Source organism: Caenimonas aquaedulcis, assembly GCF_015831345.1.
Classification (GTDB): Bacteria; Pseudomonadota; Gammaproteobacteria; order Burkholderiales; family Burkholderiaceae_C; genus Ramlibacter; species Ramlibacter aquaedulcis.
On record NZ_JADWYS010000001.1, the window covers coordinates 1,511,898 to 1,526,809 of the forward strand.

A 14,912-nucleotide genomic window follows, 5' to 3' on the forward strand; every position below is an offset into this window, starting at 1 on the left:
ATGAAGACCGAACGACCCGCCACGCCCCAGTCCATCGTCGTCGAGGAAGCGCCGAAGCTCGACTTCAAGGACGCGATGACGTATGGCGACTACCTGCAGCTGGATGCCGTGCTCAACGCCCAGAAGCCCCTTTCGCCGGACCACAACGAGATGCTCTTCATCATCCAGCACCAGACCAGCGAGCTGTGGATGAAGCTGATGCTGCACGAACTGCGGGCCGCCATCGCCAAGGTCGCCGCCGACGAACTCGGGGGCGCCTTCAAGATGCTCGCGCGCGTGAGCCGCATCATGGAACAGCTCGTGCACGCCTGGGACGTGCTCGCGACGATGACGCCGCCGGAATACAGCGCGATCCGCCCTTACCTCGCGAACTCCAGCGGTTTCCAGAGCGCGCAGTACCGCTGCATCGAATTCGCGCTGGGCAACAAGAACGCGGCCATGCTCAAACCCCACGCGCACCGTGCCGACCTGCTCGCGCAGGTGCAGGCCGCCTACGAGGCGCCTTCGCTGTATGACGAGGCGCTGCGCCTGCTCGCGCGCCGCGGCCTGCCGGTGCCCGCATCGCACACGCAGCGCGACTGGACCCAGCCTTACCAGGAGAGCGCGGAGGTGGAGCAGGCGTGGCTCGTCGTGTACCGCGATACCGAGCGGTACTTCGACCTCTACCAGCTCGGCGAAGAGCTCACGGACCTGGAAGACGCGTTCCGCCTCTGGCGCTTCCGCCACGTCACCACGGTGGAGCGCGTGATCGGCTTCAAGCGCGGCACCGGCGGCACCGGCGGCGTGAGCTACCTGCGCAAGATGCTCGACACCGTGCTCTTCCCCGAGATCTGGAAACTGCGCACGGACCTGTGAGCTATCCCCAGGGGTCCTGGTAGAGCCAAGGCTGGTCGAGCAGCCGGTCCGACAGCAGGCGCAAGGACAGGTCGCGCGCCCAGCGCAGCGGGCCTTGCGCGTGGAAGATGGTCCCGTTGCGCCGCGACATCGCCTGCACGCGCGCGACCCGCTGCCAGCGGTTGAGCGCATAGCGGCGCAGGGCCAGCGGAACGTCCACCACGCCCTGGCGCACGGACTCGAAGGCGCGGCCCAGCTCGCGCGCATCCTCGATCGCCATGCCCGAGCCCTGCGCGAAATACGGAAGCATCGGGTGCGCCGCGTCGCCCATCAGCGCAATGCGTCCCCGCGCCATCTCCTCCGGTCCGCGCACGGGCGGACGGTCATGCAGCGCCCACAGCCGCCAGCCCGGCATCGAGATCAGCAACTCCTGCAAGTCGGCGCACAGCGGGCCGGCCGCGGCCTGCAGCGCGTTGAAGGTGGCGTGCCGGTCCCAGTCGCGCACGTCGCCGCCATGGGACTCGTCTTCCACCAGCACCACGACGTTCAGGTGCTCGCCGCCGCTGACGGGATAGGCCACGACGTGCAGTCGCGGCGCGAGCCAGACGCGGACGTCGAAGCTGCGCAGGCGCGCGGGCAGGTCGCGCTGCGCGGTCAACGCGCGGTAGGCGACGTGCCGCGTGTCGCGCGGTGCGCCGTCGCTGCAGACGCGCGCACGCACCGCGCTCCACAAGCCGTCCGCGCCGATGAGCGCGTCGCCCTCGATGGGCACGCCCGCCGGCGTGCGAAGCAACACCGCCTCCCCTTCCTCCGCCGCTTCCTGCATCGGCGATGCGAGCCGCAAGTCCACGCCCAAGGCCCGCGCCGCTTCGAGGAGCATGCCCTGCAGGTCCGCGCGGTGCACGGTGAGGTAAGGGGCGCCGTAGCGCCGCGCGAAGGGCTGGCCGAGTTCGAGGACGCCGAGTTCCCGCCCGTCCAGCCCGCCTTGCACGCGCAGGCGCTCGGGCAGCGCGGCGATGGTTTCGAGGGGCTCGCGAAGCCCCCACCCGATGAGGATGCGAGTCGCGTTCGGGCCCAGCTGGATGCCCGCGCCTGCCTCGCTGAACTGCGCGGCGCGCTCGTAGAGCCGGGCCTGCCAGCCCGCCCGCATCGCGGCCGTGGCAGCCGCGAGTCCGGCGATGCCGCCGCCGACGATCAACGCCTGTTGGGTCATGCGCACCGATTGTGCACATGCGCGAAGCGATTATTTGACGCCGGTCTCGATCCAGCGGTCCACCGCCGCGAGCGCCTTGGCGTCGAAGGCGACGAAGCCCTGCTTGTCGATCGCCTCCAGCGTGTGGCGGCCCTTGTCGCTCTGGCCGAGGGAAGTGAAGTAGTTCTGCAGCGCCGTGAGTTCGGCGGCGGGCACGTTCTTCGACGCGAGCATGAGCTTCACCGGGACCGACTTGCTGGAGAAGGCAATGCGGCCGCCCGCCTGTGTCCAGGCCTTGGCGACGCTGTCGGAGCCGGTCACGCCGGCATCGACCAGGCCATGCTCCACCATGAAGGGAATCGCGTCCTGGTAGCGCGTGGACACATAGGCGACCGGGTCGGCGCCGTCACGCGCGCCCTCGCGCAGCGTGCTGCGCGTCAGCACGGACGTGATCGAGTCCGGCGACGGAATGCCCAGCTTCTTGCCCTTCAGGTCCGCCACGCTCTTCGCGCCGGAGTCCGCACGCACCAGGAAGTGCGCGCGGTAGTCCGTGAAGCCCTTGGTCAGCGCGACGAGCTGGTAGCCGTCCTGCGCCAGGCCCTTGAGCGCGATGTGCGCGGGGTGGATGTACGCGAGGTCGAACCGGCCCGCGCTCAGCCCCTCGGACATCGACTTGTAGTCCGACACGGGAACGATGGTCACTTTCTGGCCGAGCAGCTTGCTCAGGTCCTCGGCCACGGGCTTGTACTTGTTCTGGATCTCCAGGTCGGAGACGCGGTAGGTCGCGCCTTCGTTCACGGCGAACACCATCGCGGCGGCCATCGCGGGCGCGAGCGCGGCACCGATGACGGACAGGGAGAAGAGGGTCTTGAGCTTCATAAAAAGGTCCTTGGAAGTGGGAGGAAACGGAAGGGTCAGGAAAGGAGCAGGTCGAGTTCGGCAGGCATCGTGCAGGAGCCGTCCGCCACGGAATCGAGCACCGCGTCGGCGCGGCTGCGGCCGGGGATGCCCGCGCGGATCGATGCGATGTTCAGCCCCGCCACACCGCGCAGGGCGCGCGCGACGTCGTCGCAGGTGTCGAGACAAGGGCCCACGAGGCGGATGGGGGGCCGGGTCGGCATCCTCGCGAGCACTTCGGCGGTGGTCGCGGCCAGGCGCGAGGTCGGGCGCTGCCGGTTGCCCAGCAGCAGCACCAGGCAATGCATGCGCCGCATCGAAAGCTGCACCATGCCGTCCTCCATGGCGCGGCGCGACAGCGCGTGCAGCCGCGTCATCTGGCCGCCTGCCACGGTGTCGACGTAGGCCGCGCCGATGTCCGGATTGCGCGGATCGCCGTCGGCGAAGCGCTGGTAGGTGACGGGCGTGTGGCTGCGGTCGGCCACGGCTTTCACGAGATCCACCGACTCGTTGAACTCGGAGGTGACGGCGACGATGTGCGTGCGCGCAGCCGCGCTCATGGCGTCGGCGCCGCGGATCGTGCACGGGGCGCTCAGCGCCTCCCAGATCTCGTGCGGCTCGGCGACCCAGCCCAGTTCGCGCTCGCGCTCCACGGCGTAGATGCGGCGGGCGACGTCGCTGGGCTTGTCCCGGCCGTGCAGGCTGGCGATGTGCAGGGGCCTCGGGAGCGTGGCGACGCCGTCGCTGCGATGGATGAGGCGGGAGTGCGCGTTGCCAGGGTGGGCCTGCGCGGCGGCCCAGAACGCCTCCACCGCATCTCTCGGGCCTTCATGCCACTGCACGAACCAGCCGTTGCTGTAGAGCAGCGCCGTCCGCATGCCGCGGCTGGCGTTGAACGCGGTGATCTGCTTGCGCAGGCCGAGAAGTTGCTCGACCACCGAGCCCGGCATGCGGGACACGCTCGCACCCATGAGACGGTGGACAGATTGCACGCTTTCGGCCCCTTGCATCGATAACTCCTTCACAACTAAGTAATTGACACGTGAATTATTAATATATTCAATATGAGCGTCCAATGCATTGACGGATTAAAATCGATGCACTCACTGCATGGGAGCGTGAACATCATGGAAACCCGCCGAATGAGCCACCTGGTCGCGCTCGCCGAGGAACGCAATTTCGGCAAGGCCGCCGCGCGGGTCCATCTCACCCAACCCGCCTTCAGCCGCAGCATCCAGGCCGCGGAAACCGAGTGGGGCATGAAGCTGTTCGAGCGCGGCGGAACCGAGGTGCGGTGCACGGCGGCGGGCGCATTCGTGGTGGAAAAGGCAAAACACCTTTTGCAATCCGCGCGGGCGCTCGAACGCGACGTCGAGCTCTATCGGGACCGCCAGATCGGCGACCTCTCCTTCGGCATCGGCCCCTTCCCGGCGGCGACGCTCCTCATCCCCTTGCTGCTGGATGTGCGCTGCAAATACCCCGGCATCCAGGTGCGCGTGCAGGTGAACAACCCGATCTACGCGCTGCAGCACGTGCGCAGCGAAGAGCACGATTTCTTCGTGGGCGATATCAGGCCCACCCAGGACAACCCGGAGTTCGAGGTCCGGCGGCTGGGACTGCTTTCCGGCGGCCTCTACGTGCGAAAGGGCCACCCGCTGCGCGACCGCAGGTCGGTCTCGATGGCGGATGTCGCGCCGTACAAGCTGGCGCTCGGCCGGCTGCCCGAGGAAGTGCAGGCGCTGTTGCTCCGGTTGATGGGGCGGCGTCCCGAAGAGGGCCTGCCGGTGGCGCTGGAGTGCGACGACACGACCGCGCTGAAGGCCGTGGCCCTCGCCACCGACACGGTCATGGTGGGAACCCCCGCCATCGTGAAAGCGGAGGTCGCGGCGGGACGTCTGCACCCGTTGGAGGTGCGCGACCTGCCACCGCAGGCCTCGGAGGTGGGTGTGAGTTCGCTGCGCGGGCGCAGCCTGTCGCCCATCGCGGAATATGCGGTGGGCTTCCTCGGCAACTACATGGCCAAGGCGACTTAGGCAGCCAGCAGCTGCCGCAGCACGAAGGGCAGGATGCCGCCGTGCCGGTAGTAGTCCACCTCGATCGGCGTGTCGATGCGCAGGGTGACCGTGATTTCCTGCGTGCTGCCGTCGGCACGCGTGACGATGACCTTGGCGGGGCTGCGCGGGCGAAGCTCCGGGTCGGGGATCACGTCGATCGTCTCGTCGCCGGTGAGGCGCAGCGACTGCCAGGTATCGCTGCCCTGGAACTGCAAGGGCAGCACGCCCATGCCCACGAGGTTGCTGCGGTGGATGCGCTCGAAACTCTTGGCGATGACCGCCTTGATGCCCAGCAGCTGCGTGCCCTTGGCCGCCCAGTCGCGCGAGGAGCCGGTGCCGTACTCCTCGCCGGCGAACACCACCGTGGGCACGCCGTCGGCGATGTACTTCATCGCGGCGTCGTAGATGAACATCTTCTTCGGCTCGCCGCCGCCGGGGCCGCGGTACAGCGTCACGCCGCCCTCCTCGCGCGAGCCGTCGGCCGCGGCCGGGATCATGAGGTTCTTGATGCGCACGTTGGCGAACGTGCCGCGCATCATCACCTCGTGGTTGCCGCGGCGCGATCCGTAGCTGTTGAAATCGGGTTTCTGCACGCCGTGCGCCAGCAGCCACTGCCCGGCCGGCGAGGTTTCCTTGATCGACCCGGCGGGGGAGATGTGGTCGGTCGTGATCGAATCGCCGAAGAGCGCCATCACGCGCGCGCCTCGCACCGACACGGCTTCCTTCTTGCCCGCGCCGCCCACGCCCTGCGGCTGCGCCACCAGCGGATTCATCTCGAAGTGCTCGAAAAACGGCGGCTCCGCGATGTAGGTGCTGGTAGGCCAGGTGTAGGTCTCGCCGCTCACGCCGTGGATGCCCTTCCAGAGCTCGCCGGGATCGCTGCGGACCTTTCCGTAGTTGTCGCGGAAGGCCTTGCCCGACATCGCGAACTTCATGAGCTTGTGGATTTCATCGCTGGACGGCCAGATGTCGCCCAGGAACACGTCCTTGCCGCCCTTGCCCTTGCCCACCGGCTCGGTCATCAAATCGCGCAGCACCGTCCCCGCGATGGCGTAGGCCACCACCAGGGGCGGGCTCGCGAGGAAGTTCGCCTTGATGTTCGGGTGGATGCGCGCTTCGAAATTCCGGTTGCCCGAGAGCACCGCGGCGCACACGAGGTCGCTCTTGGTGATCGCCTCGTTGATGTCGGTCGTGAGGTCGCCCGAGTTGCCGATGCAGGTGGTGCAACCGTAGCCCACCAGCGCGAAGCCCAGCTTCTCGAGGTAGGGCATCAGGCCGGTCTTCGTGAGGTAGTCGGTGACCATGCGCGAGCCGGGCGCGAGCGAGGTCTTGATGTGCGGCTTGACGGTGAGGCCCGCTTCCACCGCTTTCTTCGCGAGCAGGCCGGCGGCGAGCATCACGCCCGGGTTGGAGGTGTTCGTGCAACTGGTGATGGCCGCGATCAGGACGTCGCCATTGCCGATGGTGATGTTCTCCACCTCCACCAGCGGCGGCGGTGCCTCTGCGTGCGCGGCGGCGAGCGTGGGCTTGTTGCCTTCCATTTCCATCTCGAAGCGGGGCGCGGCGGGAGGCGTGGGCGGGTTCGCCGGGACCTTGGGCGACGGGACTTCGCCCGCGTGGCGCACGAGGTGGCGCGTCAGCAGCACGTCGGCGGACTGGTTGAAGCCATTTTCCGTGGGCGGCTTGCTGAACAGGCGCGTGAACTGGCTCGCGACCTTGCCGAGCTCGATGCGATCCTGCGGACGCTTCGGGCCCGAGAGACTCGGCGTGACCTGGCCGAGATCGAGCTTCACCACCTGCGTGTAGTCGATCTCGCCGGCGCGCGGCACGCCGAACAGGCCCTGCGCGCGGAAGTACGCTTCCACCGCCTCGATCTCCTCGGGCGTGCGGCCGGTGCCGGTGAGGTATTCGATCGTCTTCTCGTCGACCGGGAAAAAGCCCATGGTCGCGCCGTACTCGGGCGCCATGTTGCCGATGGTGGCGCGGTCCGGCACGGCGAGCGTGCGCGTGCCTTCGCCGAAGAATTCGACGAACTTGCCGACCACCTTTTCCCTGCGCAGGATTTCCGTCACGGTGAGCACCAGGTCCGTGGCCGTACAGCCCTCGCGTAGCCGCCCCGTGAGCTCGAAGCCGACCACGTCGGGCGTGAGCATGTAGACCGGCTGGCCGAGCATCGCGGCTTCCGCTTCGATGCCGCCGACGCCCCACCCCACCACGCCGATGCCGTTGATCATCGTCGTGTGGCTGTCGGTGCCGACCAGCGAATCGGGATAACAGACGCCGTCCTGCCCGCGATGGATGCCGCGCGCGAGGTACTCCAGGTTCACCTGGTGCACGATGCCGAAGCCCGGAGGCACCACGCCGAAGGTGTCGAAGGCCTGCATGCCCCAGCGCAGGAACTCGTAGCGCTCGCGGTTGCGCTGGAATTCCAGTTTCATGTTGAGGTCGATGGAGCCCTTGGTCCCGTAGTGATCGACCATGATCGAGTGGTCGACCACCAGGTCCACCGGCACCAGGGGCTCCACGGCGCCGGGCCGCTTGCCCAGGCGCGCAGCGACGCTGCGCATCGCCGCGAGGTCGGCGAGCAGCGGCACGCCAGTGAAGTCCTGCAGGATCACGCGCGCGACGACGAAAGGGATTTCCTCGTTGCGGTCCGCGTTCGGAAACCAGCTCGCTACCTGCCGGACATGGTCGGCCGTGACCTTCTTGCCGTCGCAGTTGCGCAGCACCGACTCCAGCACGATGCGCATCGAGACGGGAAGGCGGTTGATCTTGGGGAACTGCTTCGCGAGCGCGGGCAGGGAGTAGAACTTGCCGGACTTGCCGGATGCCGTCCTGAAGCTCTTCAGTGTGTCGGCGAACGCGTGGGGCATCGGAACCTCGGTCGTGTTGTTGCTCTTGCACCCATTTTGCAACCAGAACAACGACCTTAGGGCTGGGGAAGGTAACGCACCGCCAGCACGCCCCCGATCCGCTTCAACGCGGCAATGACTTCCTCGCCCACGGGGCTGTCCACGTCGACCAGCGTGTAGGCCATGTCGCCGCGCGACTTGTTCACCATCGTGTGGATGTTCAGGCCGGCGCGCGCCATGGCGGTGGAGATCTGGCCCAGCATGTTCGGCACGTTGGCATTGGCGATGGCGACGCGGAACCGCGACTCGCGCTCCATGCTCACGTTCGGGAAGTTCACCGCGTTCGCGATGTTGCCGTGCTCGAGGAAATCACGCAGCTGGTCGGCGACCATGACGGCGCAGTTCTCCTCCGCCTCGTGCGTGGACGCACCCAGATGGGGCAAGGCGATGACTCTGGCGTGCCGCAGGATGCGCGAGCCGGGGAAATCGCACACGTACCAGCCGAGATCCTTGCGGTCCAGGGCCGCGAGCACGGCCTCGTCGTCGACCACGCCCTCGCGCGAGAAATTGAGCAGGACCGCCCCCTGTTTCGCCAGCGCCAGGTTCTTCGCGTTGACGAGGTTGCGGGTGGCGTCCAGCAAGGGGACGTGCAGGGTGATGAAGTTCGCGCTCTTGAGCACGTCGTTCACGCCGGCGGCCTTCTTCACCTGCGCAGGCAGGCTCCAAGCGGCATCGACGGTGATTTCTGGGTCGTAGCCCAGCACGTTCATCCCGAGCTTGATCGCAGCGTCGGCGACGAGGCTGCCGATCTTACCGAGGCCGATGATGCCGAGGGTCTGCCCTGCGAGCTCGGTGCCCGCGAAGTCCTTCTTGCCGGCCTCGACCGCCTTCTCGAGGTCGGCGGCGCCCGGGTCGAGCAGGTCCACGAAGCGTTGGGCGGGCGCCAGGTTGCGCGCGGCCATGAGCATGCCGGCGAGGACCAGTTCCTTCACTGCGTTGGCATTGGCACCGGGCGCGTTGAAGACCGGCACGCCGCGTGCACTCATCGCGGCGACGGGGATGTTGTTGGTGCCCGCGCCGCAGCGGCCGATCGCCTTCACGCCCGGCGGGATGTCCATCGCGTGCATGTCCGCCGAGCGCAGCAGCACGGCATCCGGGTCGGTGACTTCCTTGCCGACCACATAGGTGTCGGACGGCAACCGTTTCAGCCCGCTGGCCGAAACCTGGTTGAGCACCAGCACCCGGAAGGGGTCAGGCATGCCTCGCCTCGAAGTCCTTCATGTAGGCGACGAGCGCCTTCACGCCCTCGGCCGGCATCGCGTTGTAGATGGACGCGCGCATGCCGCCGACCGAGCGGTGGCCCTTCAGCTGCACCATGCCCCTGGCCTGGGCACCCTTCACGAATTCGTCGTCCAGCGCAGCGTCCTTGAGCCAGAAGGTGACGTTCATGAGCGAGCGGTCCGCCTTCGCGACCTTGTTCGTGAAGAAGCGGCTCTCGTCGAGGAAGTCGTACAGGAGCGCCGCCTTCTGCGCGTTGTGCTTCTCCATCGCCGCCAGGCCGCCGCTCGCCTTGATGTGCTGGTACACCAGCCCGGCGATGTAGATGGCGTAGGTGGGCGGCGTGTTGTACATCGATTCGTTCTCGGCCTGCACCTGGTAGTTGAAGGCCGAAGGCGTGATCGGCAGCGCGTGCCCCAGCAGGTCGTCGCGGACGATCACGAGCGTGACGCCCGAAGGGCCCATGTTCTTCTGGGCGCCCGCGTAGATCACTCCGTACCGGCTCACGTCGATGGGACGCGACATGATGTTGGACGACATGTCCGCCACCAGCGGCGTGCTGCCCGTATCCGGCGTCCAGTGGTATTCGACGCCGCCGATCGTTTCGTTCGAGCAGATGTGCACGTACGACGCGGCCGGATCGAGCTTCCATTCGGACTGTTTCGGGATGGCGGTGAAGTTGCTCGCATCGCCGGACGCCGCGATGCGCGCAGCGCCGTACTTGCCGGCTTCCTTCAGCGATTTCTTGGACCAGTCGCCGGTGACGACGTAGTCGGCCTTGCCCGTCCTGCCGATCAGGTTCATCGGCACGATCGCGTTCTCGCCCAGTGCGCCGCCCTGCATGAACAGCACCTTGTAGTTCGCGGGAACGGCCAGCAGTTCGCGCGCGAGGCTTTCCGTCTCCGCGAAGATCGACATGAAGTCCTTGCCGCGATGGCTCATTTCCATCACGGACATGCCGCAGCCGTGCCAGTCGAGCATCTCGTCGGCGGCGCGGCGAAGCACGGCTTCGGGCAGGGTGGCGGGTCCGGGGCTGAAGTTGAAAACGCGGGTCATAGTGCAGCCAGCATACAAGAAAGGAAATCCCCTTTCCCGCCTGCAATGCAGCCCCGCGCCCGCGTCAGGCCCAGCCGACGGCCGGAGCCCTGCGCAGCGACATCCACTGAAGTTCGGCCAATACGACGACGACCACTGCCTGCGCCAGGATCCAGGCCATCCCGAGCTTGCCCGGCGACAAGACGCCACCCGCGAGCACGGCAACGCAGAGCACGGCCCAGGCGAGGTTGCCGGCGACGAACAGCCGGACCCACCCGTGCGCAACGACGGGCCGCGAAGCCGTGAAGGCGACCACGGCCGCGTAGGCGAGGAGGAACCATCCGGTGGCCGTCAGGAGCCACGCGGGAAGCCCCAGCCACGTGGCGAGGAAGTTGGCGAACAGGACTTGCGCGAGCCCCGTGGCGACGCACGAGGCGGCATCCGCGAAAAGCACGTGGCGAAGAAACCGGGGGGAAGCGAAGAGGGACATGAGGGCTCCTTGATGACGAAGTGGCGCGATCATTCGCCGTGCGCCGCACCGCGTCGATTACCCGCGAGGTCATGGGCAAGGCGCGGCGCCCGCACTACGATGCGGTCCATGAACACCGCGACCTCCGGCGCGACCCCGTCCCGCCGCACCACGCCACGTGCTTTCGGCGAACACCTGCGGCACTGGCGCCAGCACCGGCGCCTGAGCCAGCTCGACCTCGCGCAGGAGGCGGACATCTCGACCCGCCACCTGAGCTTCGTCGAAACCGGCCGCTCGGTGCCCAGCCGCGAGATGGTGCTGCGCCTGGCCGAACGGCTGGAGGTCCCGCTGCGCGAACGCAACGCACTGCTCGTGGCCGCGGGCTACGCGCCGATGTACCGCGAGCGCCCGCTCGACGATCCCGCGCTGGCGTCGGCCCGCGAGGCCGTCGACCTGATCCTGCGCAGCCACGAGCCCTACCCCGCCCTCGCGGTGGACCGGCACTGGAACCTGCTGGCCGCCAATCGCATGCTGCCGCACCTGCTCGAAGGCGCGGACCCTTCGCTGCTGCAAGGCCCCGTCAACGTGCTGCGCCTGTCGCTGCACCCCCAGGGCCTCGCGCCGAAGATCGTCAACCTGCACCAGTGGCGATCACATCTCTTCGAGCGGCTGCGGCAGCAGATCCACGCGACGGGTGACGCCACGCTCGCGGCCTTGCTGGAGGAGTTGCGCGGCTATCCCGCTCCGGCGGATGCCGACGGCTTGCACATCGACGGCGAGCACCTGGGTATCGCCATGCCGTTCAGGTTCCGCACCCGTCATGGCGTGCTGAGCTTCATCAGCACCACCACCGTCTTCGGCACGCCGGTGGACGTGACCCTTCAGGAACTCGCACTGGAAACATTCTTCCCTGCGGATGCGCACACCGGTAGCGTGCTGCGCTCGCTCGCACCGCGCTGATCGCCTCCGGGTTCGACTGCCTGAGCAGTGGCAACGCGGCGTCAGCGCACGCCGACGCACGTGCGGCAGAAAGGCCGACGATGCGCACGCGCCAGCCGACACAACATGCATCAGCGCGCCGCATTCCGTGGCGCTCCACCCACTCACACCTTAGGGAGCATCCATGAAATCCATCCATCGCAAACTCGCCATGACCGTCCTCGCCGCCTCGCTGGCAGGCACCTTCGGTGTCGCCTTCTCGCAAGGCAGCGGCTCTGCAGGCACGGGCGGCACGAGCGCGGGCGCCAGCGCCACCGGCGGCGGCGCGGGTACCTCTGCAGGGACGTCGGGCTCGACGGGCACGGCGGCCACGGCAGGCGGCGGCTCGGGCACGGCAGGTTCCACGGGCGCCGCTGCCGGCTCCTCCACCAGCAACACGACCGCCGGCAACACGACGGGCACGACGGCCGGCTCGACCTCCACGATGGGCGCGGCACCTTCCACGTCGTCCACCGATTCGACGGCCAGCACGACTTCCAGCCCGACGGGTTCGAGCAGCTCGCAGACCGCCGGCAATACGTCGTCCAGCGGCAGCACCATGGGCGGCTCGACGAGCAGCTCCACCACCATGGGCTCCAACACGGACACGTCCAGCACCGGCATGTCCGGCAAGCGCATGGCCAAGGCCGACCGCAACTAAGCAGCGGCCTTCCATGAAAAAAGCGGCCCTCGGGCCGCTTTTTCTTTGCGCCGGAAAACTCAGGCGGGCACTTTGTCCGCGGCCGACTGGTAGTCGTCGATCTTGTCGAAGTTCAGGTACTGGTAGACCTTGTCGCTCGCGGCGGTGAGCACGCCCATGTCGAGCATGTACTCCTCCTTCGTCGGGATGCGGCCGAGCTTGGAGCAGATCGACGCGAGCTCGGCGGAACCGAGGTACACGTTGCTGTTCTTGCCCAGGCGGTTGGGGAAGTTGCGCGTGCTGGTGGAAAACACGGTGGCGCCTTCCTTCACCTGCGCCTGGTTGCCCATGCACAGCGAGCAGCCCGGCATTTCCATGCGCGCACCCGCCTGGCCGAGCACGCCGTAATGGCCCTCTTCCGTCAGTTGCGTCGCGTCCATCTTGGTGGGCGGCGCAACCCACAGCTTGACCGGGATGTCGCGCTTGCCTTCGAGCAGCTTGGACGCCGCGCGGAAGTGGCCGATGTTGGTCATGCACGAGCCGATGAAGACCTCGTCGATCTTCGCGCCCGCGACTTCCGACAGCGTCTTCACGTCGTCCGGATCGTTCGGGCAGGCGACGATGGGTTCGTGCACGTCCGCCAGGTCGATCTCGATCACCGCGGCATACTCGGCATCGTCGTCACCCTTGAGCAGCTGCGGATCCTTCAGCCAGGCTTCCTGCGCGGCGATGCGGCGACCCAGCGTGCGTGCGTCCGCATAGCCCTGCGAAATCATCCAGCGCATCAGCGTGATGTTGCTGTTGACGTACTCGATGATGGGCTCCTTGTTCAGGTGCACCGTGCAGCCGGCGGCCGAGCGCTCGGCGGACGCGTCGGACAGCTCGAAAGCCTGTTCGACCTTCAGGTCGGGCAGGCCCTCGATCTCGAGGATGCGGCCGGAGAAGATGTTCTTCTTGCCCTTCTTCTCGACCGTCAGCAGGCCCTGCTTGATGGCGTACAGCGGGATCGCGTTGACCAAGTCCCGCAGCGTGACGCCCGGCTGCATCTGGCCCTTGAAGCGCACCAGCACCGATTCGGGCATGTCCAGCGGCATGACGCCGGTGGCGGCCGCGAAAGCCACGAGGCCGGAGCCTGCGGGGAAAGAAATGCCGATGGGGAAACGCGTGTGGCTGTCGCCGCCCGTGCCCACCGTGTCGGGCAGCAGCAGGCGGTTCAGCCAGCTGTGGATCACGCCGTCGCCGGGGCGCAGCGAGACGCCGCCGCGCGTGGACATGAAGTCCGGCAGCTCGTGGTGCATCTTCACGTCGACGGGCTTCGGGTACGCGGCGGTGTGGCAGAAGGACTGCATCACGAGGTCGGCGGAGAAGCCGAGGCACGCGAGGTCTTTCAGCTCGTCGCGCGTCATCGGGCCGGTCGTGTCCTGCGAACCCACGGAGGTCATCTTCGGCTCGCAATAGGTGCCCGGGCGGATGCCCTGGCCTTCCGGCAAGCCGCAGGCGCGGCCGACCATCTTCTGCGCGAGCGTGAAGCCCTTCTTCGTGTCCACCGGCGGGGTGGGCAGGCGGAACAGCGTGGAAGGCGGCAGGCCCAGGGCTTCGCGCGCCTTGGCCGTGAGCCCGCGGCCCACGATCAGCGGGATGCGGCCGCCGGCGCGGACTTCGTCGAACAGCACGTCGCTCTTGACCTTGAACTCGGCGATGACTTCGCCGTTCTTGATCGCCTTGCCTTCGTAGGGGCGCAGTTCGACGACGTCGCCCATCTCCATCTTGCTCACATCCAGCTCGATCGGCAGCGCGCCCGCGTCTTCCATCGTGTTGTAGAAAATCGGGGCGATCTTGCCGCCCAGGCACACGCCGCCGAAGCGCTTGTTCGGAACGAACGGGATGTCCTGGCCGGTCCACCACAGCACGCTGTTGGTCGCCGACTTGCGCGACGAACCGGTGCCGACGACATCGCCGACGTAGGCCACCAGGTTGCCCTTGGCCTTGAGCTCCTCGATGAACTTCACCGGGCCGCGCTTGCCCTCTTCCTCGGGGGTGATGCCGGGGCGCGGGTTCTTGTGCATCGCGAGCGCGTGCAGCGGGATGTCCGGGCGGCTCCACGCGTCGGGCGCGGGAGACAGGTCGTCGGTGTTGATCTCGCCCGAGACCTTGAAGATCGTGACCTTGATGCTTTCCGGCACTTCGGGACGGGAGGTGAACCATTCGGCGTCCGCCCAGCTTTGCAGCACGGCCTTCGCGTTGGCGTTGCCCTTGTCGGCCTTTTCCTTGACGTCGTGGAACTGGTCGAACATGAGCAGCGTCTTCTTCAGGCCATCGGCCGCGACGGCGCCGACTTCCCCGTCGTCCAGCAGGTCGATCAGCGGACTGATGTTGTAGCCGCCGAGCATGGTGCCGAGCAGTTCGGTCGCCTTCGCGCGGCTGATGATCATGCACTTCTCGGTGCCGTGCGCCACGGCGGCAAGGTAGCTGGCCTTCACCTTCGCCGCGTCGTCCACGCCCGCGGGCACGCGGTTCGTGATGAGGTTCAGCAGGAAGTCCGCTTCCGCGGCAGAGGGGTTCTTCAGCAGTTCGATCAGGTCGGAAGTCTGCTTGGCCGACAGGGGCTGCGGCGGGATTCCCATCGCGGCGCGTTCGGCGACGTGTTCAACATAGGCTTGCAACATGGTGTTCTCCGTTCGGT

The 14,912-nt window shown here is 67.5% G+C and carries 12 protein-coding genes; 4 read left to right on the forward strand and 8 right to left on the reverse strand.

Annotated features, from left to right (window positions below):
- Nucleotides 1-855 carry a tryptophan 2,3-dioxygenase gene (gene kynA / locus I5803_RS07320; RefSeq protein ID WP_196985717.1) on the forward strand — a complete coding sequence of 285 codons (855 nt, stop codon included), beginning with the start codon at nt 1-3 and terminating at the stop codon, nt 853-855.
- Nucleotide 856: 1 nt separating this feature from the next.
- Here kynA and I5803_RS07325 read toward each other — a convergent pair whose 3' ends face one another.
- From I5803_RS07325 to I5803_RS07335, 3 genes are read right to left on the reverse strand one after another with little or no spacing between them, the layout of a single operon-like run.
- On the reverse strand, nt 857-2,047 hold the full coding sequence (locus I5803_RS07325) for an FAD-dependent monooxygenase (protein WP_196985718.1): 1,191 nt from the start codon (nt 2,045-2,047) through the stop codon (nt 857-859).
- Between the two features lie 30 nt (nt 2,048-2,077).
- Nucleotides 2,078-2,905, reverse strand: a complete 828-nt coding sequence (locus tag I5803_RS07330) for a phosphate/phosphite/phosphonate ABC transporter substrate-binding protein (RefSeq protein WP_196985719.1) — start codon at nt 2,903-2,905, stop codon at nt 2,078-2,080.
- Nucleotides 2,906-2,940: 35 nt separating this feature from the next.
- A complete protein-coding gene (locus I5803_RS07335; protein ID WP_196985720.1) occupies nt 2,941-3,915 on the reverse strand; it encodes a BLUF domain-containing protein in 975 nt (324 codons plus the stop codon).
- Between the two features lie 135 nt (nt 3,916-4,050).
- On the opposite strand from I5803_RS07335, the gene I5803_RS07340 reads away from it, so the two are divergent.
- Nucleotides 4,051-4,956, forward strand: coding sequence for a LysR family transcriptional regulator (locus tag I5803_RS07340; RefSeq protein WP_196985721.1), 906 nt, complete (start codon nt 4,051-4,053; stop codon nt 4,954-4,956).
- Here I5803_RS07340 and I5803_RS07345 read toward each other — a convergent pair.
- From I5803_RS07345 to I5803_RS07360, 4 genes are all read right to left on the reverse strand, one after another.
- The gene (locus I5803_RS07345) at nt 4,953-7,850 is read right to left on the reverse strand and encodes an aconitate hydratase (RefSeq protein WP_196985722.1); all 2,898 of its coding nucleotides are present in this window, start codon (nt 7,848-7,850) and stop codon (nt 4,953-4,955) included. The genes I5803_RS07340 and I5803_RS07345 overlap by 4 nt on opposite strands.
- Nucleotides 7,851-7,906: 56 nt before the next feature.
- Complete coding sequence (locus tag I5803_RS07350) at nt 7,907-9,088, reverse strand: phosphoglycerate dehydrogenase (protein WP_196985723.1); 1,182 nt, start codon at nt 9,086-9,088, stop codon at nt 7,907-7,909.
- Nucleotides 9,081-10,163 carry a 3-phosphoserine/phosphohydroxythreonine transaminase gene (gene serC / locus I5803_RS07355; RefSeq protein ID WP_196985724.1) on the reverse strand — a complete coding sequence of 361 codons (1,083 nt, stop codon included), beginning with the start codon at nt 10,161-10,163 and terminating at the stop codon, nt 9,081-9,083. The genes I5803_RS07350 and serC overlap by 8 nt, the downstream gene beginning before the upstream one ends.
- Before the next feature lie 64 nt (nt 10,164-10,227).
- A complete protein-coding gene (locus I5803_RS07360) occupies nt 10,228-10,632 on the reverse strand; it encodes a hypothetical protein (protein WP_196985725.1) in 405 nt (134 codons plus the stop codon).
- Nucleotides 10,633-10,740: 108 nt separating this feature from the next.
- Here I5803_RS07360 and I5803_RS07365 point away from each other — a divergent pair, with 108 nt between their 5' ends.
- A complete protein-coding gene (locus I5803_RS07365) occupies nt 10,741-11,571 on the forward strand; it encodes a helix-turn-helix domain-containing protein (protein ID WP_231402367.1) in 831 nt (276 codons plus the stop codon).
- A gap of 163 nt (nt 11,572-11,734) precedes the next feature.
- Nucleotides 11,735-12,250 carry a hypothetical protein gene (locus I5803_RS07370; protein WP_196985727.1) on the forward strand — a complete coding sequence of 172 codons (516 nt, stop codon included), beginning with the start codon at nt 11,735-11,737 and terminating at the stop codon, nt 12,248-12,250.
- Between the two features lie 59 nt (nt 12,251-12,309).
- Here the strand turns inward: I5803_RS07370 and I5803_RS07375 are convergent, their stop codons facing one another.
- Nucleotides 12,310-14,895: a bifunctional aconitate hydratase 2/2-methylisocitrate dehydratase gene (locus tag I5803_RS07375; RefSeq protein ID WP_196985728.1), complete on the reverse strand. Its 2,586-nt coding sequence runs from the start codon at nt 14,893-14,895 to the stop codon at nt 12,310-12,312.
- Nucleotides 14,896-14,912: the final 17 nt, after the last annotated feature.